The sequence below is a fragment of the Actinomadura citrea genome, from assembly GCF_013409045.1.
Taxonomy (GTDB): Bacteria; Actinomycetota; Actinomycetes; order Streptosporangiales; family Streptosporangiaceae; genus Spirillospora; species Spirillospora citrea.
In genome coordinates, this window is sequence record NZ_JACCBT010000001.1 from 4770074 (window position 1) to 4796254 (window position 26181).

The following is a 26181-nucleotide window of genomic DNA, read 5'->3' on the forward strand; positions in this document are numbered from 1 at the left end:
CGCCGCATCACCCGCCGCACCCCGGTTCAACACCGCCACACTCGCGCGCCGCCCCTCACCGTCCACCCCCAAGAACACGATCCCGGCAGCGGACTCCGACAAACGCGCCGACAGACGGAACGGCCCCAACTGAGCGGGATCACCCGGCGGCAACGGCCTCGACATGGCCGCAACACTAACAACCACGCCCTACGATCAGCCCCGAGAACACCCCCTGACCCCACCCCGAACCGATCACTCTCCGCACGCACGTATCCCCGGCGAACGGGTACAAGTGATCGCGTAGGGTCGTAAGGCCCCCCATCCGACGCACGAGGACAGGGCACACGACGGACAAGTGAGGGACACCCACATGACCATCGCCGCCACCGACGTCGACGAGGCCGCAGTCCTCCTGCAGTACACCCTCGCCGAAGTCAAGAAGGTCATCGTCGGCCAGGAGCACATGGTCGAACGCATGATCGTCGCGCTCCTCGCCCGCGGCCACTGCCTCCTGGAAGGCGTCCCCGGCGTCGCCAAGACCCTCGCCGTCGGCACCCTCGCCCGCGTCGTCGGCGGCACCTTCGCCCGCCTCCAGTTCACCCCCGACCTCGTCCCCTCCGACATCGTCGGCACCCGCATCTACCACCCCTCCACCGAACAGTTCGACGTCGAACTCGGCCCCGTCTTCGTCAACTTCGTCCTCGCCGACGAGATCAACCGCGCCCCCGCCAAAGTCCAGTCGGCCCTCCTGGAGGTCATGGCCGAACGCCAGGTCTCCCTCGGCGGCAACACCTACCCCCTCCCCCGCCCCTTCCTCGTCCTCGCCACCCAGAACCCCATCGAGTCCGAAGGCGTCTACCCCCTCCCCGAAGCACAACGCGACCGCTTCCTCATGAGAGTCGACGTCCACCACCCCGCCGCCCACGAGGAACTCCAAATCCTCCAGCGCATGAGCGTCGACCCGCCCGAAGCCGCCCAGATCCTCGACACCGACCGCCTCGCCGGCCTCCAGCGCGCCGCCCAGGAGGTCTCCGTCCACGAACTCATCGCCGACTACATCGTCCGGCTCGTCATGGCCACCCGCGAACCCGACCAGTACCGCCTCCCCGACCTGCGCGGCGTCATCGACATCGGCGCCAGCCCCCGCGCCACCCTCGGCCTCGCCGCCGCGGCCCGCGCCCTCGCCCTGATCGCCGGACGCGACTACGTCCTGCCCGACGACGTGCGCGCCGTCGCCCGCGACGTCATGGCCCACCGCATCGTCCTCACCTTCGACGCCCTCGCCGACGGCATCGACACCGCCGACGTCATCAACCAGATCCTCGCCGCCGTCCCCCCACCCCGCGTCGTCTGGAACCACGGCGCGGCGGCGGTGACCAGCGCATGACCCCCCGGCGCCGGCGCAGCGGCAAACTCGCCCACCTCGCCCCCGAACGCACCCTGCGCCGCCTAGAACTCCAGGTCACCCGCCGCCTCGACGGCCTCCTCAACGGCGAGCACCTCGGCCTGCTCCCCGGCCCCGGCACCGAACTCGCCGAAGCCCGCCTCTACCAGCCCGGCGAGGACGACGTCCGCCACATGGACTGGGCCGTCACCGCCCGCACCACCATCCCGCACGTCCGCGACCTCATCGCCGACCACGAACTCGAAGCCTGGGCCCTGGTCGACCTCACCCCCAGCATGGACTTCGGCACCGGCACCATGATCAAACGCGACCTCGCCGTCGCCGCCCTCGCCGCCGTCGGCTTCCTCACCGTCCGCCTAGGCGACCGCGTCGGCGCCTACCTCCTCCACGACGACGGCATGCGCCGCTGGCCCGCCCGCACCGGCAAGGCCGCCATGTACGCCCTCCTCCAAGCCGTCCTCGACGCCCAGTCCGTCGACGACGGCGCCGGACCACGTGCCGGCACCATCGCCCCGCCCCGCGACCTCGCCGCCGCCGTCGCCTCCCTCGACCGCGGCCAGACCCGCCGCGGCCTGCGCGTCGTCATCTCCGACTTCCTCGCCCCCGACGGCGCCGACACCGCCGACGACGGCCCCCACGGCCAACCCGCCTGGGAACGCCCCCTGCGCCGCCTCACCGCCCGCCACCAGGTCCTCGCCATCGAGATCATCGACCCCCGCGAACTCGACCTGCCCGACGTCGGCCTCGTCGAGATGACCGACCCCGAGACCGGCACCGTCCACGAGATCGTCCTCAGCCGCCGCGTCCGCGAACGCTACGCCGCCGCGGCCGCCGAACAGCGCGCCCGCACCCGCGCCGCCCTGCGCCGCAGCGGCGCCCACCACCTCGTCCTGCGCACCGACCGCGACTGGATCGCCGACGTCGCCCGCTTCTCCCTCCGCCAGCGCCGCGCCGCAGGCCGGCCCGTCACCAACGCGGGAGTGCGCCCATGACCTTCCTGTCACCCGAACGGCTCTGGCTCCTCGGCCTCCTGCCGCTCGTGGTCGCCGCCTACCTGCTCCTGCAACTGCGCCGCCGCCAGTACGCCGTCCGGTTCACCAACCTCGCACTGCTGTCCCAGATCGCCCCCCGCCGCCCCGGGTGGCGCCGGCACGTCTCGGCCGCCCTGTTCCTCATCATGATCGCCTTCATGATGTTCGGGTTCGCGCGCCCCGCCACCGCCGTCAAGGTCCCCCGCGACCGCGCCACCATCGTGGTCGCCGTCGACGTGTCGCTGTCCATGATGGCCAGGGACGTCTCCCCCAGCCGCCTCGACGCCGCCAAGGCCGCCGCCAAGCGGTTCATCGGCGACCTGCCCCGCCGCTTCAACGTCGGCGTCGTCGCCTTCGCCGGCAACGCCAACCTCATCGCCGCCCCGACCGCCGACCGCGACGCCGCCGTCGCCTCCCTCGACCAGCTCGTCCTGGCCAAGCGCACCGCCATCGGCGAGGCGGTGTTCACCTCCCTGCAGGCCGTCCGGTCCTTCGACGCCCAGGCCAGCCAGGACCCGCCGCCCGCCCACATCGTCCTGCTGTCCGACGGGGACAACACCACCGGACGCTCGGTGCAGGAGGCCGTCGACGCCAGCCGCCTCGCCCACGTCCCGGTCTCCACCATCGCCTTCGGCACCCCCTACGGCACCGTCGACATCGAAGGCGAGACCACCAGCGTCTCGGTCAACAAGGAGACCCTGAAGAGCCTCGCGGAGAGCACCGAGGGCAAGGCCTACGAGGCCGCCGACGCCGACCAGCTCCGCGAGGTCTACGCCAACATCGGCAGCTCCCTCGGCTTCAGGACCGAGCACCGCGACGTCGCCGCCCGCTACGTCGGCATCGCGCTGCTGTTCGCCTTCGCCGCCGGCGGCGTCTCACTCGCCTGGTTCTCCCGCCTCCCCTGACCGCGCGCACGGCACGGGCGGGCCCCGAACGCTGATACGGTCGGCGGACGTGGGGGAACACTACTTCGCGGAGCGGCCGGGCGCCGCCAGCCGCCGCCGCACCGTCGACCTCGTCCTGCCGGACCTGCACCTGCGGCTCGACACCGACAGCGGCATGTTCTCCCCCGACCGCATCGACCCCGGCACCCGCGTGCTGCTGGAGACCGTCCCCGCCCCACCGGCGACCGGTGACCTGCTCGATCTCGGCTGCGGATACGGCCCCATCGCCATCACCATGGGCAAGCGCTCGCCCCAGGCGAGGGTTTTGGGAGTTGATGTGAATCAGCGAGCCATAACTCTCGCTGAGAGCAATGCTAAGGCCGCCGACCTTGACAATGTAAGGTTCAGTCTGGTGGACGAGGCCGACGCCGAGCTGCGGTTCGCGGCGATCTGGTCCAACCCCCCGATCCGCATCGGCAAGGCCGCCCTGCACGACCTCCTCCTCGCCTGGCTCCCCCGCCTGGCCCCAGGCGGCCTCGCCCACCTCGTCGTCCAGAAGCACCTCGGCTCCGACTCCCTCCAGAGGTGGCTCGCGGCCCAGGGCTTCCCCACCGAACGGATCGCCTCCCGATCCGCCTACCGCGTCCTGCGCGTCGCACCCCGCACGGAAGGCCACACCCGATGAGCACCCCCGACCCCGCGCAGGGACGCCGCCAGCTGCGCCCCACCGACGTCAAGCGCCTCAACCGCGACTGGCGCCGCCGCACCGGCGCCCGCCTCGACCTGCTCGTCGAATCGGTCACCCAGCCGTTCAACATGGGCTCGATCATCCGCAGCGCCGCCGTGTTCGGCGTCGAGCACCTCTGGCTCGCCGGCAACGCCACGCCCCCCACCCACCGCAACGTGGCCAAGACCGCCCTCGGCACCGACCGCCTCGTCTCCTGGGAGCACGCCGGCACCGCCGCCGAGGCCGCCGCCGCCGTCCGCAAGGAGGGCCTGCGCCTGGTCGCGGTGGAGCTGACCGCCGACGCCGTGCCCCTGCACGAGGCACCCCTCGACGGGGACGTCTGCCTCGCCATCGGCAGCGAGGACCACGGCTGCTCCCCCGCCCTCCTGACCGCCGCCGACGCCGTCACCTACATCCCCCAGATCGGACGCGTCGGCTCCCTCAACGTCGCCGTCGCCACCGCCATCGCCCTCGCCGAAGCCCGCCGCCGCGAGTGGAGCACATGACCCGAGCACGTTCGGAGCACACGCCGCACCGCCCCTGATGCATCGCCGAAGCGTCCCGTCATCATGAACGAGCGATTGATTCGCCGGCGAACGGCCACGTCGGGCGGGCGGCGGCGCTGTTCCACTCGTCGGCCGATCGTGCGGCGGCCCGCGCGGGACCAGGCACGGATGGCGCACCTGCCCGCGAAGCGGCGACGGCGCGGTCCGCGGTGGCCGCGAGGTAGCGCACGGGGCAACCGGCCGGGGATTTCGCACCGGGCGAGCGTGCCCGTTACGATCAGGCCATGCAGTTCCTCCTCTACGGGTAGACGCCCCACCGCCGCCGGTCCGGTGGCGGTCTCCGGCGTCCCTGCAACCCCCTTCCGAGGAACCGCTCAGTGTCATCCTCCTACGCAGCCGTGCTGCGCACGCCCCACGCCTCCCGCACCTTCGCCTTCGCGTTCCTGGGACGCCTTTCCTACGGGACCGTCTTCCTGTCCCTGACGCTGGCGCTCACGGCGTCCACGGGCTCCTACGCCCGCGCGGGCGGGCTGCTGGCCCTGCTCGGCCTCACCATCTCCGTCATGTCACCGGTCCGCGCGGCGCTCATCGACCGGCACGGGCCGCGCCGCGCCCTGGTCCCCATGGCCGCCGCCTATGCCCTCGTCCTCGCCGCCTTCGCCGTGCTGACCTCACGGCCGGGAGCGCCCGTCCCACTGCTCACCGTCCTGGCCGTCGCCGCCGGAGTCACCGCGCCCCCGGTCGGCGTGGTCATGCGGACGCTGTGGAGCGCCCTCCTGCCGGACGGCCCGCTCCTGAGGCGCGCCTACAGCCTCGACACCGTGTCGGAGGAGCTGGTCTTCGTCACCGGCCCGCTCCTGGCGGGACTGCTCGCCGCCGTCGCCGCGCCGTCCCTCGGGGTCGCCCTCGGGGCCGTCCTCATCGCCGCCGGAACCGCCGGGATGGCGGCCTCCCCCGCGGCGGCTCCGCGGCCGGAGCCGCACCCCCGCACGACCCGCGTGCGGTCGTTCCCGCTCGCACCGGCCATCGCGGCAGCGGCCACCGGTGCCGTCCTCGGGTCGACCGGCCTGCTGGCCGTCGCGTTCACCCAGCGGCACCACCAGCCCGCCGCCGTCGCCTGGGTGGAGGCCGCGCTCGCCGTCGGCAGTACCCTCGGCGGCCTCGCCTACGGCGCGCTGAGCCGCTCGGCACCCGGCCGGGCCCGGCTCGCCGTGCTCGCCTGCCCGCTCGGACTCGGCCTCGCCGCCGCGGGACTCGCCCCGTCCGTCGCGATCCTGGCCGCGGCGGTGTGCGCCGCCGGGCTGTTCGTCGGCCCGACGCTGACCACCGCCTACCTCCTCGCCGACGCCGACGCGCCGCCCGGCGCCCGGACCCGCGCCGTGGCCTGGGTCAACACCGCGCTGAACCTCGGCGCGTCCGGCGGCACCGCCGCCACGGGCGCGGCCCTGGACGCGCTGCCGCTCCCGGCGTGCTACGCCGTCGCCGCGGCCCCGGCCGTCCTGGTCCCGCTCGCCCTGCTCGTCTTGCCGGAACGGCAACGCAGTTCGCCTCCAGGCGGGGTCACCGCGCACGATCGAAGCATGGACGACACCACCGATCCCCAGCAGTACTGGGACTCTCGCTACTCCGAACACCACGCCATGTGGAGCGGCGAACCCAACGCCGTCCTCGTGCAGGAGGCCGCCGAACTCGAGCCCGGCACCGCCCTGGACCTCGGATGCGGCGAGGGCGCCGACGCCGTCTGGCTCGCGCGCCGCGGCTGGCGCGTCACCGCCGTCGACATCTCCGGCGTCGCGCTCGAGCGCGCCGCCGGACACGCCGCTCAGGCCGGCGTCGCCGACCGCGTCGACTGGCAGCGCCGCGACCTGGCCGCCTCGTTCCCCGAGGGCTCCTACGACCTGGTCTCGGCGCAGTTCCTGCACTCCCCCGCCGACATGCCCCGCGAGGAGGTCCTGCGGGCCGCCGCCGGAGCCGTCGCGCCCGGCGGGGTCCTGCTCGTCGTCGGGCACGCCGGGCCCCCGCCCTGGGACCCCGACGCCCACCCGGGCGTGCACCTGCCCACGCCCGACGAGGTCCTGGCGTCCCTCGCCCTGCCGGACGGCGACTGGGAGGTCCTGCGCAGCGACGAGCACGAACGCGTCCAGAATGCGCCCGACGGGCGCACGATGACCCGCACCGACAACGCCCTCACGCTGCGCCGCCTGGCGCGGTGACCCGCGCGGCCGCCGCCGTCACCGGGAGGACTGCTCCATCAGCGCGGTGAACTCCTCCAGGGAGATCTTGCCGTCCCGGTTGGCGTCGGCGGCCACGACCACCTCCACGACGCGGGTCTCGGTGACGTCCTGCCCGAGCCGGGTCATCAGGTTCTTCAGCTCCGCCGTCGAGATGTAGCCGTCACCGTCCACGTCCACCAGCTCGAAGGTCGCCCTGTAGTCGTTCACGTCCGCCATGCTCGTGCTCCCTCGCTGATCGATTGCGGCGCCGACGTTAGCAGCGGCGCCCCGGCCCCCGCCCTTTACGCAGTAAGGTCAAAACGGGCGGTGCGGTCGGCCATAATCGGACGGGTGCGGCGCTCGTACGAATTCCTCGACCATCCCGGCCCGATCCCCTTCGCCCATCGCGGCGGCGCGGCCGGACGCCCGGAGAACTCGATGGCCGCGTTCCAGCGTGCCACCGACCTCGGCTACCGCTATCTGGAGACCGACGCCCACGCCACCGCCGACGGCGTCGTGGTCGCCTTCCACGACCGCACCCTCGACCGGGTCACCGACCGCACCGGCGCCATCGCCCGGCTCCCCTACGCCGAGGTCGCCAAGGCCCGCATCGGCGGCACCGAGCCCATCCCCCGCCTGGAGGACGTCCTCGGCTCCTTCCCCGAGGCGCGCGTCAACATCGATCTGAAGGACGCGCCCGTCATCGGCCCGCTCGCCGAGACGCTGCGCCGCACCGGCGCGTGGAACCGCGTGTGCATCACGTCGTTCTCCACCCGCCGGCTGGCGCAGATGCGCGCCCGGCTCCCCGGGTTCACCGACCGCGAGGTGTGCATGGCGCTCGGCCCGCGCGGCCTGATGGCGCTGCGCGCCAAGTCCATCGGGGGCCCCACCGCCAAGCTCGTCCGCCTCGCCGCCACCGGCGTCGCCTGCGCCCAGGTGCCCTACGGCCTCGGCCCCGTCCCCTTCGTCACCGAGGCGTTCATCGACCACGCCCACCGGCTCGGACTGCAGGTCCACGCCTGGACGGTCAACGACGCCGCCACCATGAAGCGCCTCCTGGACCTCGGCATCGACGGCATCATGACCGACGAGCTGGTCACCCTCCGCGACGTGATGGACTCGCGCGGCCTGTGGCCGCGGGAGAACCCGCCCGCCGCCCCGTCCTGAGGCCGGCCCTGCGAGGGACCGGCCGCGAACCGGGGATCAGGGCCGGAAGCCGGGCGGGCGGTACTCCGCCGCGATGCGCATCGGGGGCTGAGGCTGCTGCTGGGGCCGTTCCCCGGGACGGGACGGCTGCCCGGGCGGGACGGTCCCGCCGACCTGCAGGTCGGCGCGCTGGGAGCGGACCGTCTCCAGGAGCTCCAGGTCCTCCGGGGAGACCAGGGCGGCCATCACCCTGCCCCGCCGCGTGAGCTTGACCGGCTCGCCGGTGTAGGCGACCCGGTTCACCAGATCCGCGAACTGGGCGCGTGCTTCGGTTACCGGAACATCCACGTGATTCATCGTATAGCGAAACACCCCGTTCCCCTCTGGCCCTTCCCCGGGCACTGGAATAGTGTCCGTACGTAGCGTACGAACTGTACAGATGATCAAGGAGGGCACGTGGACGGCGAACCGTGGCGACAGGACGGACGGCAGGCGGAGACGTTCATTGGCAGGTCGCGGGCCCGCGTGGCCGAGATGCCGCAACTGGCGGACGCGCAGCTGTTCGAGCGGCTGCTGGCGCAGCGGATCGTGTTCCTCGGCAGCGAGATCGACGACGGGGTCGCCAACCGGACCAACGCGCAGCTGCTGCTGCTCGCGGCGCAGGACGCCCGGCGCGACATCACGATCTACATCAACTCCCCCGGCGGCGTCGTGGACGCCGGGATGGCGATCTACGACATGATGCAGTTCGTCCCGAACGACATATCCACGGTCGCGATGGGCATGGCGGCCTCCATGGGACAGACGCTGCTGTGCGCGGGGGCCCGGGGCAAGCGGTACGCCCTGCGGCACGCGCGCGTGATGATGCACCAGCCGCACGGCGGCATCGGCGGCACCGCGTCCGACATCAAGATCCAGGCGGAGCAGTCCCTGTACCTCAAGCGGACCCTGGCGGAGCGCACGGCGTTCCACACCGGGCAGCCGCTGGAGCGGATCGAGGCCGACGGCGACCGCGACGCGTGGTTCACAGCGGAGGAGGCCCGCGACTACGGTTTCGTCGACCACGTCATCGACAGCACCGACCGGGTGGGCACATGACACGCGCGGAACGGCGCTCCCTCGTCCCGCAGTTCGAGGAGCGCACCGGCCAGGGCCGCAAGGAGACCGACCCCTACAGCAAGCTGTTCGAGGAGCGCATCGTGTTCCTCGGCGCGCCGGTGGACGACATCAGCGCGGGCGACGTCACGGCGCAGATGCTGGCGCTGGAGGGCATGGACGCCGACCGGCCCATCGCCCTCTACATCAACTCGCCGGGCGGGTCGATCACCGCGATGCTGGCGATCTGCGACACGATGCGCTACGTGCGGCCCGAGATCGAGACCACCTGCGTCGGGCAGGCCGGGTCGGCCGCGGCGATCCTGCTGGCGGCCGGTTCGCCCGGGCGCAGGCAGGCGCTGCCGCGCGCCCGGATCCTGCTGCACGAGCCGGCGATCGAGGTGGCCCGCGGCCACGCCACCGACCTGGCGATCCAGGCGCAGGAAGTGCTGCGGCTGCGCGAGCAGACCGAGGCGATCCTCGCCGAGGCGACCGGGCGCGACCCCGCGACCGTCCGCCATGACCTGGACCGCGACCGCTTCTTCACCGCCGCCGAGGCCAAGGAGTACGGGCTGATCGACGAGGTGCTCACGTCCCGTCACTAGGGCGCCAGCCGCGTGTTCCCCGCCGGCGGCGGGGGACGGCCTCAAACAGCAGGGTTGGATCACCCCGGGTGGGGGAATCTTGTCACGGTGTTCAGCGTTGGTCAGGGCAAGACCGCAAGCCGTCTGGGAGGCACGTGACGATGGCCGAGCGCGCACTTCGCGGCACCCGACTCGGAGCGACGAGCTACGAGAACGATCGCAACACCGATCTGGCCCCTCGCCAAGAGGTGGACTACACCTGCACCAAGGGCCACCGGTTCACCGTGACGCTCGCAGCCGAGGCCGAGGTGCCGATCACCTGGGAATGCCGCAACTGCGGCGCCACGGCGCTGCGGGTCGACGGTGAGCTGCCCCAAACCAAGAAGGGAAAGCCGCCGCGGACCCACTGGGACATGCTCATGGAGCGCAGGACCCTGGAGGACCTGGAGGAGGTCCTGGCCGAACGCCTGGAGATCTTGCGAGCGGGGCGCAAGAAGTCCGCGTGAGCGGCTGACAGTGCTCGAGTCGAAGGCCCGTACCCAGCGGGGGTGCGGGCCTTCGTCATGCCCGCGGGCCGCCGGGGCTCGGGCCGCCCCTCACCGGCCCGAGCGGGGCAGCACCAGGCCGCTCTCGTAGGCGGCGACGACCGCCTGGACGCGGTCGCGCAGCCCGAGCTTGCGCAGGATCCGGCTGACGTGGGTCTTGACCGTCTCCTCCCCGACGACCAGCCGGCCGGCGATCTCGGCGTTGGACAGGCCCGCGGCGACCAGGCGCAGCACGTCGGTCTCGCGCGGGGTCAGCGCGTCCAGGGCCGGTCCCGGCGACGGCGGGCGCGGCCGCAGCCGCGCGAACTCCCCGATGAGGCGGCGGGTGACGGCCGGAGCGATCAGCGCCTCCCCGGCGGCGACGACCCGGACGGCGTCGAACAGCCGCTCGGCCGTGACGTCCTTGAGCAGGAACCCGCTGGCGCCCGCGACCAGGGCGTCGTAGACGTGCTCGTCCAGGTCGAACGTGGTCAGCATCAGGACCCGCGGCGGGTCGGGCTCGGCGGTGACGCGGCGGGTGGCCTCGATGCCGTCCATGACCGGCATCCGCACGTCCATCAGCACGACGTCGGGACGGTGGTCGCGGCACACCCGGACCGCGGCGGCGCCGTCGGCCGCCGTCGCCACGACCTCCAGGTCCGGCTGGGTGCCCAGCAGGGCCCCGAACCCGGCACGGACCACCTCCTGGTCGTCGGCCACCGCGACGCGGACGCTCACGGCTCCTCCTCCAGCGGCAACGTCGCCTCCACCAGGAACCCGCCGGCGGGCCCCGGGCCGGTGCGCAGGTCGCCGCCCACGGCGGCGGCCCGCTCGCGCATGCCGAGCAGCCCGTGCCCGGCCGGGCCGCCGCCCGTCCCGCCGCCGGGGCCGGGCCCGTTGTCGCGGACGCTCACGCGCAGCGCGTCCGGGGCGTAGTCGAGCTCCACGTCGACGGCGGCGCCGGGCGCGTGCCTGCGGGCGTTGGTCAGGGCCTCCTGGACGATCCGGTAGGCGGCCAGCTCCAGCCCGGGGTCCAGCACCGCGACGTGCCCGCCGACGATCAGGCGGACGCCCGCGGCACCCGACTCGCGGGTCTCGTCGACCAGGTCGAGGAGCTGCTGCAGGCCCGGCTGGGGGCGGCGGGTCGGCTCGGCGCCGGCGTCCTCGCGCAGCACGCCGAGCAGCCTCCGCATCTCGGTGAGCGCGGTGCGGGCGGTGTCGCCGATGGCCAGCAGCCGCCTGGCCCCGTCCTCCGGCATGCCGGGGACCGCCAGCCGGGCCGTCTCGGCCTGCACGGAGATCATCGAGATGTGGTGCGCGACGACGTCGTGCAGCTCGCGGGCGATGCGGGCCCGCTCGCCTCGCGCGGTGTGCTCCAGCAGGGTGGTCTCGAACGCCCGCCGGGAGGCGTCGCGCGCGGCGGACTCGGCGCGGCGCCGCAGGACGCGGCGGCGCACCAGGACCGTCCAGACGGCGGCGAGGGCGGTGAGGGCGGCGACGGCGGCGCCGCCGTGCAGGACGCACGCCGCGGCGGCCGCGGCGGTGATCATGGCGGCGGCCGCCGGGCCCCGGTCGCGGACGACCGCCAGCGGGAGCGTCGCGCACACGTCCACCACCAGCGCCAGCGCCAGGACCACCCCCGAGCCGTGGGTGCGGTAGACGGCCTCCGCCGCGGCGGCCACGGCGAGACAGCCGCCGGCCGCCGGCCACCGCCCCCGCCCGGAGGTCCCGTCGCTGTCGCCCACGGACGCCATTGTGGCGCGGCCGGCGCCGCGGCGGCGTCCCTCCCGCGAGGGACGCCCGGTCCCCCGGCCCGGACCCGCCAAGACTCCTCCCCGGCGTGATGACCCGGGGCCGCGGCGCTCCGTAACCTCCCGGTCCATGGAGGCAACCATCGAAGTGCGGGGCCTGCGCAAGCGGTACGGGCCCACCCTCGCCGTGGACGACCTGTCGTTCACCGTCGGCCCCGGGCAGGTCACCGGGTTCGTCGGCCCGAACGGCGCCGGCAAGTCCACCACCATGCGGATGATCATCGGGCTGGACCGGCCGGACGGCGGGACGGCGCTGGTCGGCGGCCGGCCCTACCGGTCGCTGCGGGCGCCGCTGTGCCGGCTCGGGGCGATGTTGGACGCGTCCGCGCTCCACCCGGCCCGCCGCGCCCGCGACCATCTGCTGTGGCTCGCGCACGCCAACGGGCTGCCGGCCCGGCGGGTGGACGAGGTGATCGGGCTGACCGGGCTGGCCAGCGCGGCCCGCCGCCGGGCGGGCGGCTTCTCCCTCGGCATGCGGCAGCGCCTCGGGATCGCCGCGGCGCTGCTCGGGGACCCGCCGGTGCTGATGTTCGACGAACCGGTCAACGGCCTGGACCCCGAGGGTGTCACCTGGATCCGGGGGCTGCTGCGGTCGCTCGCCGCAGAGGGACGCGCCGTGCTGGTCTCCAGCCACCTGATGGGCGAACTGGAGGGCGGCGCCGACCACCTGGTGGTGATCGGGCGGGGCCGGCTGATCGCCGACACCCGGGTCAAGGACCTGCTGGAGGCCGCGTCCGGCGGCCGGGTCGAGGTGCGCACCGCCGAGCGCCGGGAGGCCATGACCGCCCTGGCCCGCGCGAGCGCCACGGTGACGGCGTCCGGCCCGGACGCCGTCATTGTCACGGGACTGGCCGCCGAGCGGGTCATCGCGGTCCTCACCGGGGCCGGGGTGGGGTTCAGCGGCGTCGGCGAGCACCGCGCGTCGCTGGAGGAGGCCTACATGGAGCTGACCCGGGACGCGGTGGAGTTCCAGGCCGCGCAGGGGCGGGAGTCCCGGTGAGCGCCCCGGGGCCCACCGCGGCGGCGCCGTACCGCAGCGCGGTCCACGACGGGGCCCGCGACGGATTCGGGCGGCTGCTGGTCGCCGAGTGGACCAAGCTGCGCACCGTCCGCCGCTGGATGCTGGCCCTGCTGGCGTCGGTGCTGCTGACCGTGCTGGTGGCGCTGCTGGCGGCGGCGGGCAGCCAGTCCACCGGCCACGGGGACGGGCCGTCCGACCCGGCGCGGCTGGAGGCCTTCGACCTGGGCCACTACACCTACCGGCCGCTGGCGGGGGACGGCTCGGTCGTCGCGCGCGTCACCTCCCAGCAGGGCGGGGGCGCGTGGGCCAAGGCCGGCCTCATGGTCAGGGGAAGCACGCGGAGCGGCACCCCGTACGCGGCGCTGGTGGTGACGCCGGGGCACGGGGTCCGCCTCCAGAGCGGCTACAAGGAGGGCGGCGCCGGCGGCGGGACGGGCACCGTGCCGCGCTGGCTCAGGCTGACCCGCGCCGGGACGTCCGTCACGGGCTACGCCTCGCCCGACGGCCGCGACTGGCGCCGCGTCGGGTCCCTCCGGCTGGAGGGGCTGCCGCGCACGGCCCTGGCGGGCGTGTTCGTGGCCGCCCCGGACAAGGTCGAGGTGCGGCGGATGTTCGGCGGTGAGAGCGTCTCCGGGCAGCCCTCCGCCACCCGGGCGACGTTCGACCAGGTGGCGGTGGCTCCGGCGCAGCCGGGCGCCGCGTGGCGGGACCGCGGCGCCCCGGGCGGTCCGGCGGCCGACCCCTCCCTGGACGGCCGCACCGGGTCCAGAGCGACGATGACGCTGAAGGGCACGGGCGATGTGGGACCCAACGCGTTCGCCCACGACGTCACCAAGACGACCCTCACCGGCGCGCTGATCGGGCAGGTGGCGATCGTGACGCTGGCGGTGCTGTTCGTGACGGCCGAGTACCGGCGCGGGATGCTGCGCACGACGTTCGCGGCCGCCCCTCGGCGCGGCCGGGTGCTGGCGGCCAAGGCCGTCGTGGCGGGCCTGGCGTCGCTGGCGGCGGGGCTGGCGGCGGCGTTCGGGGCGGTGCTGCTCGCCGGGCCGGTGATGCGCTCGCACGGGCTGGCGACACCGTCCCTGACCAACGGTGCGGTGCTGCGCGCGGTCGCTGGCACGGGGGCGCTGTTCGCCGTGATCGCCGTGTTCTCGCTGGCGGTCGCGGTGATCGTGCGGCGCGGCGCGCCCGCGATCACGATCGTGCTGCTGCTCCTGCTCGTCCCGCAGATCGTGGCGACCGGGCTGCCGCTGTCGGCGGCGCGGTGGCTGGAGCGCCTCACCCCGGCGGCCGGATTCGCGATCCAGCAGACCGTCGACCGGTTCGACCGGGCGATCGACCCGTGGGCGGGGCTCGGGGTGCTGTGCGCGTACACGGCGGTCGCCCTGGCCGCGGCCGCCTGGCTGGTCGAGAGGCGGGACGCATGACCGGCCCGGCGTGGACGGGCCTGCACGCGCTGCACGCCGAGTGGACGAAGCTGCGCACGGTGCCGAGCACGGCGTGGCTCGCACCGGCGCTGGCGGTCCTGGTCGCCGCGGTGGGCGCGGCGGTGACCGGGACGGTGGACACCTCGCACTGCACGACGCCCGCCGGGTGCGTGGAGGACACGCCGAAGCTGGCGCTGTCGGGCGTGCAACTGGGGCAGGTGGCCGCGGTGGTCCTCGGCGTCCTGGCGGTCGGGGGCGAGTACACCGCGGGAACGATCGCCGCGACCCTGGCGGCGGTACCGGGACGGATCACCGTGCTGGCCGCCAAGGCCGCCGTGGTGGCGGGGCTCGTCGCCGCGGGCGGGACGGCCGGGGTGCTGGCGTCGCTGGCGGCGGGGCGGGGCGTCCTGCCCGGCAACGGCTTCACGGAGGCGAACGGCTACCCGCCGCTGTCCCTCGCCGACGGCCCCACCGCCCGCGCGGCCGCCGGGACCGTCCTCTACCTCGTGCTGGTGGCACTGCTGGCCCTGGGCGTGGGGACCTTGCTGCGCGAGCCCGCGGCGGCGATCAGCGCGGTGCTGGCGCTGCTGTGGATCGTGCCGGTCGTCACCCGGCTGGTCGGGGACGAGGCGTGGCGGGAGCGCCTGGAGAAGGCCGCGCCGATGACGGCGGGGCTCGCCGTCCAGGCGACGCGGGGCGTGGACCGGCTTCCGATCGGGCCGTGGGAGGGCCTCGGCGTGCTGGCCGCCTACGCGGCCGCGGCGCTGCTGGCGGGCGGCGCCGCGCTCGCCGCGCGCGACGCCTGACGGTCAGGCGCGCGACGTCCTGTCGCCGTTCTCGTCGACGGCCTTGTCGTCGTGGATGACCTCGCCTCGGACCACCGGTCCGGGCGGGGTCTCGACGCGGTCGGGCCCGGGCCCCCGTCCGAACGGGTCGAACCCTGCGGCGCCGGGCGGGAACATGGTGGCGGCGCGTTCCTCGGCGGCCCGCATCCGGCGCGCCGCGAACGCCGACAGGACGCGGCGGACGAGCGGGCGGGTGAAGGGCAGCACGAACGCGAGCCCGACCACGTCGGTGACGAAACCGGGGACCAGCAGCAGCACGCCGCCGGCCATGACCAGCGCCGCGTCCGCGACCTCCCGGTCGGGCAGCACCCCGCGCCGCGCCGTCTCCTGCAGGGCCCGCCACGCGCGGCGGCCCTCCCTGCGGACGATCCACGCGCCGAGGGCGGTCTCGGCGATCAGCAGGCCGACCGTGGGCCATGCGCCGATCACCCCGCCGACCTGGATCAGCACGAAGATCTCCAGGACCGGCACCAGCAGGAACGCCAGGACGATCAGCAGCGGCAGCATGGCTCCATCTTCGGGGTCGTCGAAAGCCTCTCCCCTGGTTCAACGCCGGGACGGCCCCGTTCGTTTCCCCGCGCGTCCCCCGGGCGCGCCTCAGCCCGGATCGCGGAGCCTGCCGATGCGGTCGCTCATCCCCCACTGGGTGATGCGCAGCGCCGCCTCGGCCATCACGTCCCGGCTCATCTTGCTGGTCCCGTGGACGCGCTCGACGAACGTGATCGGCACCTCGACCACGCGCAGCCCCTGCCGCAGGGCCCGCAGCGCCAGGTCGATCTGGAAGCAGTAGCCGCGCGAGTCGACCCCCTCCAGCCCGATCTTCTCCAGGGTCGCGGCGCGGAACGCGCGGTAGCCGCCGGTGGAGTCGTGCAGCGGGATGCCGAGCATCACCCGGGCGTAGGTGTTGGCGCCGCGCGACAGCGCCTCGCGCCGCTTCGGCCAGTTGCGGACCCGGCCGCCGGGCACCCAGCGGGCGCCGATGACCAGGTCGGCGTCCTCCAGCGCCGACAGCAGCCGCGGCAGCTCCTCGGGCTGGTGGGAGCCGTCGGCGTCCATCTCGACCATGACGTCGTAGCCGTGCTCGGCGGCCCACCGGAACCCGGCGATGTAGGCGGGGCCGAGGCCCTCCTTGCCCTGCCGGTGCAGCACCCTGATCTGCTCGTCCGCTTCCGCCATCGCGTCGGCGGCCTCGCCGGTGCCGTCGGGGCTCGCGTCGTCCACGACCAGGACGTCCACCGACGGGACGGCCTCGCGCACCCGCCCGGCGATGCGCTCGATGTTGTCCCGCTCGTTGTACGTCGGGATGATCACGAGCACCCGGCCGAGGCCGGCTGGGATCTCCATCGGCGTCAATTCCCCTCGTTCTTCCTGGCTGTCCATGCCGCCGCGCAGACCGCGCCGAGCCCGAGCAGCGCCAGTGCCCACTCCGGCGCCTCCCCCAGCCGGTCCGACGCCGTCCGCGCCGTGCGCGCCGGGACGGCCGCGACCTGGACGGCGGGGACGAACTCCCGGGACCGGTCGACCATCCGGCCGTCGGGGGCGACGATGGCGCTGATCCCGCTCGTCGCGGCTACCAAGATCGTACGGCCATGTTCGACCGCCCGCAGCCGCGACATGGCGATCTGCTGGGGCGGCAGGCTGGTCTTGCCGTAGGTGGCGTTGTTGGTCTGCACGACCAGCAGGTTCCCGCGCGCGACGTCGCGGACCTCCTTGTCGTAGGCCACCTCGAAGCAGATCACGTCGCCGATGTCCACCGGCCCGAGCCTCATCACGCCCGAGCGGTCGCCCTTGGCGAAGTCGCGGGGGATCCGCTCGAACCGGGTGATCAGCTTGGTGAGGACGTCGCGGAACGGCAGGTACTCCCCGAACGGGACGGGGTGCCGCTTGACGTAGTAGTCGCCCGGGCCGGTCCGGGGGTCCCAGACGATGCCGCGGTTCTCGACCTTCTCCCCGTCGGGCGTGTCGGTGAGGGCGCCGACGAGGACGGGGACGCCGATGTCCTTCACCGCGCCGTCGATGGCGTTGTAGGCGTCGGGTTCGGCGTAGGGGTCCAGGTCGCTGGCGTTCTCCGGCCAGACCACCAGCTGCGGCCTGGCGAGCCGCCCCGCACGGACCCGCGCGGCCAGCTCGTGGGTGGCCTTGACGTGGTTGTCCAGCACGGCCTTGCGCTGGCCGAGGAAGTCCAGCCCGAGGCGCGGCACGTTGCCCTGGACGACCGCGACGGTGACCGGGCGGCCGTCGGCGGGAGTGGGGATCAGCAGCCCGCCGCCGACGACGGCGCCGACCGCGGCCAGGCAGACCGCGGCCGGCAGCAGCGCCCGGCCGCGGGTCCGGGGCGGCTTGTCGGCGTCCGCTCCCTCGGACCGGGCACTCTGGGACCGGGCGCGGTGGACGGCCACGGCGGCGCAGGCGAGGAGCCCGCCGATCAGGGCCGTCAGGAACGTGACCAGGGGCGCGCCGCCGACGGACGCGTACGGGGTGAGGAGGGTGGCGGTCTGGCTGAACGCCAGCCGCGCCCAGGGGAACCCCCCGAAGGGGACGCGGCCGCGGATCAGCTCCTCGCCGACCCACAGCGCGGCCGTCCACACCGGCCAGCCGGGCAGCCGGGTGACCATCGCGATCCCCGCGCCGAGGGGCAGGAAGTAGGCGGCCTGGACGAGGCTGAGGATGATCCAGCCGTCCGGGCCGATCCGGGAGATGCCCTCCAGTGCGGGAACGAAGAACGCGGCGCCGCCGACGAAGGCGAGCCAGGCGGCGGTGCGGGCGGACCGGCCGAGCAGCGCGAGGGTCAGCAGCGCGACGCCCACCGGCGCGAGGGGCGTGAGGTCGAACGGGGGGAAGGCCGGCCACATCACCAGCCCGGCGGCCGCGGCCAGCAGCGTGCGGGGCCAGCCCGCGCGGCCGCCGGAGCGCAGGCCGCGGCGCAGGCGGCCGAGCCGCCCGCGCGGTGCCCCGGTGCCGGGCTCGCCGCCCGGGCCGTCGCCCGGCCCCGTCGCCGGCGACCGGTCCGGGAGGGTCTCCTGGGCCACGTCCCACCTCGTTCATTCGGGTCTCTGCCGGAACGCTACCGGCCCGGGGCGCCCGCGGCGACCAGGGGCCCAGGTCGTGGCGGGAAGCGGCCGGTCCACCAGGTGCGGGACGCGGGCCGGGCACGGAGGCCGGACACGGAGGAGGGCCCGCGACATCCATCGGTCCGGAGTCGTCCCACAGGCGGTGGGAACGAGGCTCCGTTTTCTACTGGATGTCCGGGCCCTTCCCGGGTCCAACCCCCCGCGCGATCGGACGGCTCCGCCCGGACACGGCCCCGGATCACCGCGCTGGCTCGGGCGGGCACGATGCCGACCACTGGCGTGATCCCCGTCCCCGTCGCGGCGCGGCGCCCGGCGGCCCCTCGGGCGGCCGATCGGTGAGTCCCGTGCTGGACTGCAGCAAAACTACCGGCTTCCGCCACCTTGTCAACCGCCGCATGTTCTGCGGCTACTCCATGTTGTCCCAGCTCAACACCATGATCAGGGCGTTCGGCGATTTCGCCGGCGCCTGATCGATCACGGTTTCGATGGTGCGGAGCCGCCGGTCAGCCTCCCTGGGCCGAGACCACGACGGTCCCGGTCGCGGTGACCGCGACGATCGGCTCGGCCAGCGCCTCGGCCGCCGACTCTCCCTTGTCCGGGCGGCCCCGGCACACCACGCGGGCCTCGAAGTCCATCACGCGGCTGCGGGTGCCGGCGCGGGCCAGCACGGCGGTGGTCTCCAGGACGTCCCCGGCCCGGACGGGCGCGCGGAACTGCACGTCGGAGTAGGAGGCGAACAGGCCCTCGTCGCCGTCGGTGCGGACGCACAGCTCCGTGGCCACGTCCCCGAACAGGCCCAGCACGTAGGCGCCGTCGACCAGGTCGCCGGCGTAGTGGGCGTGCGAGTAGGGGATGTAGCGGCGGTGGGTGACGGTCAGTCCCTCGCGGGGGTCGCTCACTCTTCCTCCATCGTCGTGGGCCGGTGCTCGCCGGGGAGCAGGGCGTGCACGAGGTAGCTGGCGACCTCGGCGGGCGTGGTGCCCTTGCCGAAGATGCGGTCGACGCCGAGGTCGGCCTCGGTGACGGTGTCGAAGCGGGGGCCGCCGACGACCAGCAGGGGCCGCCCCATGCCTCCGGCCACCGCGGTCGGGTACTCGGCGTGGAACGCCGCGGCCATCTGCTTGGTGTTGTGCAGGTGGGCGTTGCGCTGGGTGACGACCTGGGAAACGAGGACGGCGTCGGCGTCCTCGGCCTTCGCGCGCTCCACCAGTTCCTCGACCGTGACCTGGGCGCCCATGTTGACGACCTGGATCTCCCGGTAGTACTCCAGCCCCTTCTCCCCCGCGAACCCCTTGACGTTGAGGATCGCGTCGATCCCGACGGTGTGGGCGTCGGTGCCGATGCAGGCCCCGACCACCACCAGCCGCCGGTTCAGCGTCTCGCGGATCGCCAGGTTCACCTCCTGGGAGGACAGCAGCGGGTAGGCGCGCTCCTCCGGGACGGGGATGGAGGCGTAGTCGATGAGGTGCCGCACCTTGCCGTACACGATGAAGAAGGTGAAGTCGGGGCCCATCGGCTTGGCGTGGACGACGCTGGCCGGGTCCAGGCCCATCTTCCCGGCGAGCTGCAGCGCGGCCGCCTCGGCGCGCTTCCCGGCAGGGACGGGAAGGGTGAACGACATCTGCACCATGCCGTCGCCGGTGGTGTCGCCGTAGGGGCGGATCACCTGCCGGGTGTCGGCGGGCTCGGCGGGGGCCTGGGTCCCGGTACCGGTTCCGGGGCTCTCGACCGTCATGCGGGCACCTCCTGGTCGGCGGCGGTGGAGCGGGCGGCGTGGGGGTCCTCGGTGTCGAGGATCTCGATGGCGGGGTTGAAGTACCCGTCGGCGCGCGGGACGACGCCCTCCAGGCCCTTGCCCCCGTCGGGCGGGCGGCGGGTGATGCCGAACGTGCCCTCGGCGATGGCGTCGAGCAGCCCGTCGTCGGCGATGCGCTCCAGCAGCACCACCGACTCCGACAGCACCTGCTTGGCGCGCTGGACGAGCATCCCGTCCGGGCGGGGCATGAAGTCCTCGGCGAGGTTCCCGCAGGCGTCGCGGACGTAGCGGACGTTCTCCAGCGCCAGGTCGCGGTCCGACAGCCAGGGGGTGTGGATGCCCTCGGTCATCATCCCGATCAGGATGATCGACTGCCCGGTCATCACGCCGGCGAGGTTGAAGAACGCGTCCAGCAGGTAGCCGGCGAAGATGTTGCCGGTCATGTGCTTGGTCGGCGGCATGTACTTCAACGGCGCGCCGGGGAACAGCTCCCGGACGAGCTGGGCGTGCGCCAGCTCCATCCGGAACGACTCGGGGATCGCCGGGTTGATCTCGAAGGCGTGGCCGAGGCCGAGCTGGTCGTCGGCGAGGCCGGCCTCGTGCCCGAACCGCTCGTTCAGCAGCTGGCTGACGACCACGGTGTGCGCGGCGTCGACGGCGTCGGCGGTGGTGAGGTAGTTGTCCTCGCCGGTGTTGATGACGATGCCGGCCCGGGCGTGGATCTGCCGGGAGAACCGCTGGTCGATGAACGTGCGGCGCGGGTTGATGTCACGGAAGATGATGCCGTACATGCAGTCGTTCAGCATCATGTCCAGGCGCTCGAGCCCGGCGAGCGTCGCGATCTCCGGCATGCACAGCCCGGAGGCGTAGTTCGTCAGCCGCACGTACCGGCCGAGCTCGCGGGAGACGTCGTCCAGGGCCGCGCGCATCAGCCGGAAGTTCTCCCGGGTGGCGTAGGTGCCGGCGTAGCCCTCCCGGGTGGCGCCCTCGGGCACGAAGTCCAGCAGCGACTGCCCGGTGGAGCGGATCACCGCGACGACGTCGGCGCCCTCGCGGGCGGCGGCCTGCGCCTGCGGGATGTCCTCGTAGATGTCGCCGGTCGCCACGATCAGGTAGACCAGCGGCCTGGCCGGGTCGGCCCGGTCGGGGGTGGGCAGCTCGGCCAGCAGCCGGTCGCGCTCGGCGCGGCGCCGGTCGATGCGCGCCATGCCGCCGCGGGCCGCCTCGCCCGCGGCCTTGCGGGCGTGCTCGGCGTCGGTGCCCGCCGGGAGCCGGAACGACACCCGCCCCCGGGCGGCGGCCCGGGCCAGGTCGTCCAGGGAGCCGTGCGGGCCGGCCAGCAGCGCGTCCCAGACCGGCAGGGCGAGCCCGTGCTCAAGGCCGACCTGGTCGCGGACGGCGTCGGCGAGATGGTTGGCCCAGGGGCGCCCCTCATCGTCGGCGCCGGTCAGGCCCGCCAGCCGCAGCAGCGCCCGCTCGACCGAGACCGTGGTGTGGGAGCGGGCCATGTCGATGATGGGTTCGGCGGCCCTGGCGGCCAGGCGCCGGGCGGTGCGCACCGCCTCCGGATCGAGGTCCAGCTTTCCCTGCGGCGCCATTGCCGTCTCCCCTCACGCAGCCGCCCCTCTCAGGCCGGTCCGAACAATCATCCTTCATACCGAGTTCACTACGGGAGATCTTCCGGTATGGACACCGTATTCCACAAGAACTGGCACCACATCTCCCGCGACCTTCCGTCGGCAGCCAGCCCCATCTTCCCCCTCCGAGCGGTCATCTCACCCCCAGGTGACGGTCCACGACAACCCACCCGTAACGACGCTGGGTAAAGCTATGCTCACCCTTGGTCAAGGACGGACCGATTCCGGGAGGGGCATGATCGTTTATTTCGTGGCCGCGGCCTGCGCCGTCGGCGTCGTCATCGTGGCGAGCCGGCTGGTACGACGAGCGAGCGGGAGCGCGGAGGACGCCGCCCCCGACGGCCCCACCTCCTCCCACACCGGCGCGATGCTCTCCGCACTGTTCCTGCTGGCGTTCGCGATCGCCATCGTCGTGCCGTGGACGACGTCGGACTCCGCCCGCTCCAACACCTACACCGAGAGCCAGGCGATCGCCGAGGCGTACTGGGCCGCCCAGCGCCTTCCCCCGGCCGACGCCCGGCGCGTCCAGGACGGGCTCATCGCCTACGTCGAACTCGTGCGCGGCCCCGAGTGGCGGCTGATGAAGAACGGCCGGCTCAGCGCCCGCGGCTGGGCCGACCTCGACGGGCTGCGCCGCGAGGTCATCGCCGTCCAGGCCGGCACCGACGAGGCCAAGGACGCCCGCAGCGCCGTCCTGGACCACCTCGGCGAGGTCTCCGCGGCGCGGCGGCAGCGCGCCATGGACGCCCGGACGACGCCGCCCGCCGGCCTGCTCGGCGTCACCCTCGTCACCGGCGTCGTGGTCCTGTTGCTGCCGTTCCTCGCCGGCGCCCGCCCGCGCGGCATGGCGCTGGTGCCGCTGTCGCTGATGGCGGCGCTGCTCGCCGCGGGGGCCTACCTCACCGTCGACATCTCCCACGTGTTCACCGGCGCCCTCGCCGTCGGGCCCGAGGCGTTCACCGGCCTGCACGCCGACCTGCAGCGCATCGCGGGAGGCGGCTGATGCGCCCGCGCCCCGCCCCGCCCGCCGCCGTCCCGGCCGGGGCGCTGCCGATCCGCGCACGGCCGCTCCGCAGGCCGCCGAGCCGGACGCTGCCGGGCCTCGCTCTGCCCGCCCTGACGGTGCCCGCCGTCATGCTCGGGTTCCCCGCCTCCGCGCAGGCCCACCCGACGCCGACGCCGGGGATCAGCGTGTGCGTCGACATCGAGATCGGCATCGGCATCGGCATCGGCTCCACCAACGGCTGCGACCCCTCGGAGATCTCCCCGCCGCCCCCGCCCCCGCCGGAACCGCCCCCCGAGAGCTCGGAACCTCCCGAGCCCCCGTCGCCTCCACCACCTTCGGAGTCTCCGCCGGAGCCGCCGGAGCCCCCTCCCCCGGCGCCCGAGCCGCCGGTGGCCGTGCCGAAACCCCGGCCGGCGGCCCCGCCTCCACGCGCGCCGGGCCCGCTCACGCGGCCCGAAGCGGCTGCGCCCGCACCGCCCAAGAAGGCCAAGAAGCCCGCAGCGGTGCGGGCGCACACGGCGCCCCGCCCGAAGAAGGCGCCGCCGCAGCGCCCCAACCCGCTGCGCTCCTCCCTCGTGCTGGTCGTCATCGCCGTCGTCATCAGCGCCGGCACCGCGATCGCCTTCGCGCACTGAGCCCGGCGCACAACCTGACCCGGCGCTCACCGCCACGCCCGCCGCGAGGGCGGGCGCGGCGGCATGGTCGGGTTCGGCGGCGACTGCCGCCGCTGCCGGCCCTCCCCGGCGGCACCGCACGGCACTTCGCCGTCTCCCACGGGCTGCCGCTCGGGTTGCCCGGCCACGAGCACCCGGCCGAGTACCCGCAGGCGTCGGCGGCGATCCCGCCGGGCGCGACGCTCGCCTTCTGCACCGACGGCCTGGTGGAGAGCCGGATGCGCACCCTCGACGAGGGCATCGCCCGGCTCGCCTCCGCGCTGGCCGTCTCCCCGGGCGGGACGCTGGAGGAGACCGCCGACGGCGTCGTGGCCCTGATGTCGGGCCACGACGACATCGCGCTGCTCCTGATCCGCCCCGGGCGCCTGACCCGTCCTACAGGCCGGGGATCTCGTGGTTGCGGAACGCGTCCACGAAGTAGGTGTGGTCCTCCCGGACGATCTCGGCGTACTCGGTGCCGAACGCCACCATCGCCTCCACGAACGCCGTCTCGTCCCGGCCGATCACCGCGTCGATGGCGTCCTCGACCTGGAACCCGACCAGGGTGTGGTCGGAGTCGGTGTCGGACACGCAGTGCACCTTGGCGGTGGCGCGGCCCAGGTCGTCCAGGACCGACAGCATGTCCTCGGGCTCGGTGAGGCCGCTCCAGTCAAGGTCTTCCTCGTAGGGGGACAGCTCCTGCACGACGTAGCCGACGCCGTCGATCCGGGTGTGGCCGAGCCACGGGTCGCTGTTGGCCTGCAGCGCGCGCCGCGACACGGCGGTGCGGTGCCCGTGGTGCTGGAAGTACTCGCGGATGCGGGGATCGTCGACGACCCGGCTGGCCGCGGCGACGTTGCCCTGCTTCATCGACAGGATGACGTCGTTCTCCAGCGCCTGGGTGTTGCCCTCCACGAGGATGTTGTAGGCCGACAGCCCGGCCGAGCCGATGCCGAACCCGGACGCGCCGACGATGTCCTTGATCACGTAGGTGAGGCTGCCGAAGCGCTTCTCCTTCGGGATGGTCTTCAGGTACTCCGCGTAGGCGGCCTCGACCTCGGCGCGCTCGGCGTCGTCGAGGCGGCGGACGCCGGGGCGGTCGCGGAACCGTCGCTCGGAACCGGAGACGACGGTCATGCCCTTCAGCAGCCCGGTCCGGGTGCCGCCCATCGCGGCGACCAGCACGTCGCGGACGTAGCCGTCGGTGGTGTCGAGCGTCAGCGCGAACTTCTCGTCGCCCGCGTGCGCGGCGAACTTGCGGACCTGGTCGACGTAGGCGCGCACGTAGGTCTCGATGAGCCGGCGGATGTCGGCGTCGGAGATCGCCTTCTGCCACGCCAGCAGCGCCAGGCTGGCCACCAGCCGCTTGACGTCCCAGGTGAAGTGGCCGACGTAGGCCTCGTCGTAGTCGTTGACGTCGAAGACGAAGACGCCGTCGTCGTTCATGTAGGTGCCGAAGTTCTGCGCGTGCAGGTCGCCCTGGATCCACACGCGGGACGTGCGCTCGTCGGCCCACGGGTCGTCGTCGTGCTCGATGTCGGCGTAGAACAGGCAGGCGCTGCCCCGGTAGAACGCGAACGGGTCGGACGCCATCTTGCGGAAGCGGCGGCGGAACTCGGCGGGGCTGCGCTCCATCAGGTCCGAGAACGCGTCGACCAGGACGTCGACGATCTGCGCCTGGCGCTCCTTCGGGTCCCGCCCGCGCAGCTCCTCGGTGATGCTCGCCATGCTCTCTCCCTCGATGATCGGACGGTCCCCGCCGCGGCCGGGATGTTCCCGGTCATTCTGCCGAATCCGCGCCGGTCCGGGAGGTGAACAACGCACGCACCGCGGGTTCCGACCGCACGAGCTCCAGGGCGGTCTCGGCGTGCCCGGGGACGTAGCCGTTCCCGATGAGCATCGTGACGTCGGCGGCCAGCCCCTCGGCGCCGAGCGCCGCGGCCGGGAACGAGGTCGCCATCGAGAAGAACACGACGGTGCCGCCGGGCGCGGTCGCGAGGATCGCGCCGTGCTCGCAGCCCGGCACGTCCACGCAGACGACGGTGACGTCGGCCGGCTCACCGACGGCCGCCGCGACCGCCACCGGGTCGCGGGCGTCGGCGAGCACGACGTCGTCGGCCAGGCCCGAGGCCGCCAGCCGCTCCCGCTCCTCGGCGGTGGGGACCAGCCCGATCACCCGGGACGCGCCGGCGCGGCGCGCGGCGGCCAGCGACAGGCACCCGCTCTTGCCCGCGGCGCCCAGGACCACCACCACGGGGCCGTCCTCGCGCGCCGACACGACGCGGTGGGTGAGGGCCGGGGCGCCGCACACGTCCATCACGGCGAGGGCCAGCGGCACCGGCAGGTCGTCGGGCAGGACGGCGGCGATGGAGCGGGCGAACAGGATCGCGTGGCCGCGCGCCGGCACCTGCTCGGACCGCCCGTCCCACTCCGCGAGCCCGTCGGTGACGGCCAGCGGAGTGAGGGTGAGGGACACCAGGGTGGCGACGCGGTCGCCGGGCTTCAGGCCGAGCGGCGAGTCCGGCCCGGCCTCCTCGACCACGCCGACGAGCATGCCCCCCGACCCGGTCACCGGGTTGTGCATCTTGCCGCGCTCCCCGATGATCCGCAGCACCTCGGCGCGGATCGCGTCCGGGTCGCCGCCGTGCGCGGTGTGCAGCTGGCGGTAGGACGCGGCGTCCAGGTTGAGGCGCTCGACGCCGATCCGCACCTCGTCCGGCCGGATCCGCGGGTCCGCGTCCAGCCGGAGCGCGGCCTGCGGGAGGACGCCCGCGGGCTCCAGCACCCGGTGCAGCCCGACCGCCGTCCCCGTCCCGCCTCCGGTCATCGCCATGCCGCCTTTCTCCCAACATCG

The 26181-nt window shown here is 74.2% G+C and carries 27 protein-coding genes and 1 pseudogene; 16 read left to right on the plus strand and 12 right to left on the minus strand.

The window, feature by feature from the left end; all coding sequences use genetic code 11:
- Window positions 1–352: 352 nt before the first annotated feature.
- The 6 genes from BJ999_RS22340 to BJ999_RS41405 all read left to right on the plus strand — a co-directional run bounded on the left by BJ999_RS22340 (window position 353) and on the right by BJ999_RS41405 (window position 6748).
- Window positions 353–1369, plus strand: coding sequence for an AAA family ATPase (locus BJ999_RS22340; RefSeq protein ID WP_179835101.1), 1017 nt, complete (start codon window positions 353–355; stop codon window positions 1367–1369).
- Window positions 1366–2379: a DUF58 domain-containing protein gene (locus BJ999_RS22345; RefSeq protein ID WP_179835102.1), complete on the plus strand. Its 1014-nt coding sequence runs from the start codon at window positions 1366–1368 to the stop codon at window positions 2377–2379. Before BJ999_RS22340 ends, BJ999_RS22345 begins: the two co-directional genes overlap by 4 nt.
- Complete coding sequence (locus BJ999_RS22350; RefSeq protein WP_179835103.1) at window positions 2376–3323, plus strand: VWA domain-containing protein; 948 nt, start codon at window positions 2376–2378, stop codon at window positions 3321–3323. The genes BJ999_RS22345 and BJ999_RS22350 overlap by 4 nt, the downstream gene beginning before the upstream one ends.
- 49 nt (window positions 3324–3372) lie before the next feature.
- Complete coding sequence (locus BJ999_RS22355) at window positions 3373–3987, plus strand: class I SAM-dependent methyltransferase (RefSeq protein ID WP_179835104.1); 615 nt, start codon at window positions 3373–3375, stop codon at window positions 3985–3987.
- On the plus strand, window positions 3984–4535 hold the full coding sequence (locus tag BJ999_RS22360) for a TrmH family RNA methyltransferase (RefSeq protein ID WP_179835105.1): 552 nt from the start codon (window positions 3984–3986) through the stop codon (window positions 4533–4535). Before BJ999_RS22355 ends, BJ999_RS22360 begins: the two co-directional genes overlap by 4 nt.
- Before the next feature lie 377 nt (window positions 4536–4912).
- A complete protein-coding gene (locus BJ999_RS41405) occupies window positions 4913–6748 on the plus strand; it encodes an MFS transporter (RefSeq protein ID WP_229810326.1) in 1836 nt (611 codons plus the stop codon).
- Between the two features lie 18 nt (window positions 6749–6766).
- Here the strand turns inward: BJ999_RS41405 and BJ999_RS22370 are convergent, their stop codons facing one another.
- A complete protein-coding gene (locus BJ999_RS22370) occupies window positions 6767–6985 on the minus strand; it encodes an EF-hand domain-containing protein (RefSeq protein WP_179835106.1) in 219 nt (72 codons plus the stop codon).
- Between the two features lie 114 nt (window positions 6986–7099).
- Between BJ999_RS22370 and BJ999_RS22375 the strand changes: the two genes are divergently transcribed.
- On the plus strand, window positions 7100–7915 hold the full coding sequence (locus tag BJ999_RS22375; RefSeq protein ID WP_179835107.1) for a glycerophosphodiester phosphodiesterase family protein: 816 nt from the start codon (window positions 7100–7102) through the stop codon (window positions 7913–7915).
- A gap of 36 nt (window positions 7916–7951) precedes the next feature.
- Here the strand turns inward: BJ999_RS22375 and BJ999_RS22380 are convergent, their stop codons facing one another.
- On the minus strand, window positions 7952–8242 hold the full coding sequence (locus BJ999_RS22380) for a type II toxin-antitoxin system Phd/YefM family antitoxin (protein ID WP_179835108.1): 291 nt from the start codon (window positions 8240–8242) through the stop codon (window positions 7952–7954).
- Between the two features lie 186 nt (window positions 8243–8428).
- Between BJ999_RS22380 and BJ999_RS22385 the strand changes: the two genes are divergently transcribed.
- From BJ999_RS22385 to BJ999_RS22395, 3 genes are all read left to right on the plus strand, one after another.
- On the plus strand, window positions 8429–8992 hold the full coding sequence (locus tag BJ999_RS22385; protein ID WP_179838732.1) for a ClpP family protease: 564 nt from the start codon (window positions 8429–8431) through the stop codon (window positions 8990–8992).
- Window positions 8989–9594 carry an ATP-dependent Clp protease proteolytic subunit gene (locus BJ999_RS22390; RefSeq protein WP_179835109.1) on the plus strand — a complete coding sequence of 202 codons (606 nt, stop codon included), beginning with the start codon at window positions 8989–8991 and terminating at the stop codon, window positions 9592–9594. Before BJ999_RS22385 ends, BJ999_RS22390 begins: the two co-directional genes overlap by 4 nt.
- A gap of 140 nt (window positions 9595–9734) precedes the next feature.
- On the plus strand, window positions 9735–10079 hold the full coding sequence (locus BJ999_RS22395) for an RNA polymerase-binding protein RbpA (protein WP_179835110.1): 345 nt from the start codon (window positions 9735–9737) through the stop codon (window positions 10077–10079).
- Window positions 10080–10169: 90 nt separating this feature from the next.
- Here BJ999_RS22395 and BJ999_RS22400 read toward each other — a convergent pair whose 3' ends face one another.
- Both BJ999_RS22400 and BJ999_RS42270 read right to left on the minus strand, forming a co-directional pair.
- Window positions 10170–10835, minus strand: coding sequence for a response regulator (locus tag BJ999_RS22400; RefSeq protein WP_179835111.1), 666 nt, complete (start codon window positions 10833–10835; stop codon window positions 10170–10172).
- Window positions 10832–11842, minus strand: coding sequence for a sensor histidine kinase (locus tag BJ999_RS42270; protein ID WP_218935177.1), 1011 nt, complete (start codon window positions 11840–11842; stop codon window positions 10832–10834). The genes BJ999_RS22400 and BJ999_RS42270 overlap by 4 nt, the downstream gene beginning before the upstream one ends.
- Window positions 11843–11978: 136 nt before the next feature.
- Between BJ999_RS42270 and BJ999_RS22410 the strand changes: the two genes are divergently transcribed.
- From BJ999_RS22410 to BJ999_RS22420, 3 genes are read left to right on the plus strand one after another with little or no spacing between them, the layout of a single operon-like run.
- The gene (locus BJ999_RS22410; protein ID WP_179835112.1) at window positions 11979–12908 is read left to right on the plus strand and encodes an ABC transporter ATP-binding protein; all 930 of its coding nucleotides are present in this window, start codon (window positions 11979–11981) and stop codon (window positions 12906–12908) included.
- Window positions 12905–14359 (plus strand): DUF1349 domain-containing protein, encoded by a 1455-nt coding sequence (locus tag BJ999_RS43670; RefSeq protein ID WP_179835113.1) that lies wholly within the window; start codon window positions 12905–12907, stop codon window positions 14357–14359. Before BJ999_RS22410 ends, BJ999_RS43670 begins: the two co-directional genes overlap by 4 nt.
- Window positions 14356–15165 (plus strand): ABC transporter permease subunit, encoded by an 810-nt coding sequence (locus tag BJ999_RS22420; protein WP_179835114.1) that lies wholly within the window; start codon window positions 14356–14358, stop codon window positions 15163–15165. The genes BJ999_RS43670 and BJ999_RS22420 overlap by 4 nt, the downstream gene beginning before the upstream one ends.
- Window positions 15166–15168: 3 nt before the next feature.
- Here the strand turns inward: BJ999_RS22420 and BJ999_RS22425 are convergent, their stop codons facing one another.
- From BJ999_RS22425 to kamD, 6 genes are all read right to left on the minus strand, one after another.
- Window positions 15169–15711: an FxsA family protein gene (locus tag BJ999_RS22425; protein ID WP_229810325.1), complete on the minus strand. Its 543-nt coding sequence runs from the start codon at window positions 15709–15711 to the stop codon at window positions 15169–15171.
- A gap of 90 nt (window positions 15712–15801) precedes the next feature.
- Window positions 15802–16548 carry a polyprenol monophosphomannose synthase gene (locus BJ999_RS22430; RefSeq protein ID WP_179835115.1) on the minus strand — a complete coding sequence of 249 codons (747 nt, stop codon included), beginning with the start codon at window positions 16546–16548 and terminating at the stop codon, window positions 15802–15804.
- Window positions 16549–16553: 5 nt separating this feature from the next.
- Window positions 16554–18233: an apolipoprotein N-acyltransferase gene (gene lnt / locus BJ999_RS22435; RefSeq protein ID WP_229810324.1), complete on the minus strand. Its 1680-nt coding sequence runs from the start codon at window positions 18231–18233 to the stop codon at window positions 16554–16556.
- Window positions 18234–18778: 545 nt separating this feature from the next.
- Entirely contained in the window at window positions 18779–19174 is a 396-nt protein-coding gene (kal, locus tag BJ999_RS22440) for a 3-aminobutyryl-CoA ammonia lyase (protein WP_179835116.1), read from the minus strand.
- Window positions 19171–20010 (minus strand): lysine 5,6-aminomutase subunit beta, encoded by an 840-nt coding sequence (kamE, locus tag BJ999_RS22445; RefSeq protein ID WP_179835117.1) that lies wholly within the window; start codon window positions 20008–20010, stop codon window positions 19171–19173. The genes kal and kamE overlap by 4 nt, the downstream gene beginning before the upstream one ends.
- A complete protein-coding gene (gene kamD / locus BJ999_RS22450) occupies window positions 20007–21629 on the minus strand; it encodes a lysine 5,6-aminomutase subunit alpha (RefSeq protein WP_179835118.1) in 1623 nt (540 codons plus the stop codon). Before kamD ends, kamE begins: the two co-directional genes overlap by 4 nt.
- A 274-nt stretch (window positions 21630–21903) precedes the next feature.
- Between kamD and BJ999_RS22455 the strand changes: the two genes are divergently transcribed.
- From BJ999_RS22455 to BJ999_RS42285, 3 genes and pseudogenes are all read left to right on the plus strand, one after another.
- Entirely contained in the window at window positions 21904–22671 is a 768-nt protein-coding gene (locus BJ999_RS22455) for a bestrophin-like domain (RefSeq protein ID WP_179835119.1), read from the plus strand.
- Window positions 22671–23309 carry a hypothetical protein gene (locus tag BJ999_RS42280; protein WP_179835120.1) on the plus strand — a complete coding sequence of 213 codons (639 nt, stop codon included), beginning with the start codon at window positions 22671–22673 and terminating at the stop codon, window positions 23307–23309. The genes BJ999_RS22455 and BJ999_RS42280 overlap by 1 nt, the downstream gene beginning before the upstream one ends.
- Before the next feature lie 92 nt (window positions 23310–23401).
- Window positions 23402–23692: pseudogene (locus BJ999_RS42285) on the plus strand (SpoIIE family protein phosphatase); the annotation flags it as partial.
- A gap of 31 nt (window positions 23693–23723) precedes the next feature.
- Here the strand turns inward: BJ999_RS42285 and BJ999_RS22470 are convergent.
- Together BJ999_RS22470 and kdd are read right to left on the minus strand one after the other, a co-directional pair.
- Window positions 23724–25055: a DUF2252 domain-containing protein gene (locus BJ999_RS22470; protein ID WP_179835121.1), complete on the minus strand. Its 1332-nt coding sequence runs from the start codon at window positions 25053–25055 to the stop codon at window positions 23724–23726.
- Window positions 25056–25107: 52 nt separating this feature from the next.
- Window positions 25108–26160 carry an L-erythro-3,5-diaminohexanoate dehydrogenase gene (gene kdd / locus BJ999_RS22475; RefSeq protein ID WP_229810323.1) on the minus strand — a complete coding sequence of 351 codons (1053 nt, stop codon included), beginning with the start codon at window positions 26158–26160 and terminating at the stop codon, window positions 25108–25110.
- Window positions 26161–26181 lie beyond the last annotated feature (21 nt).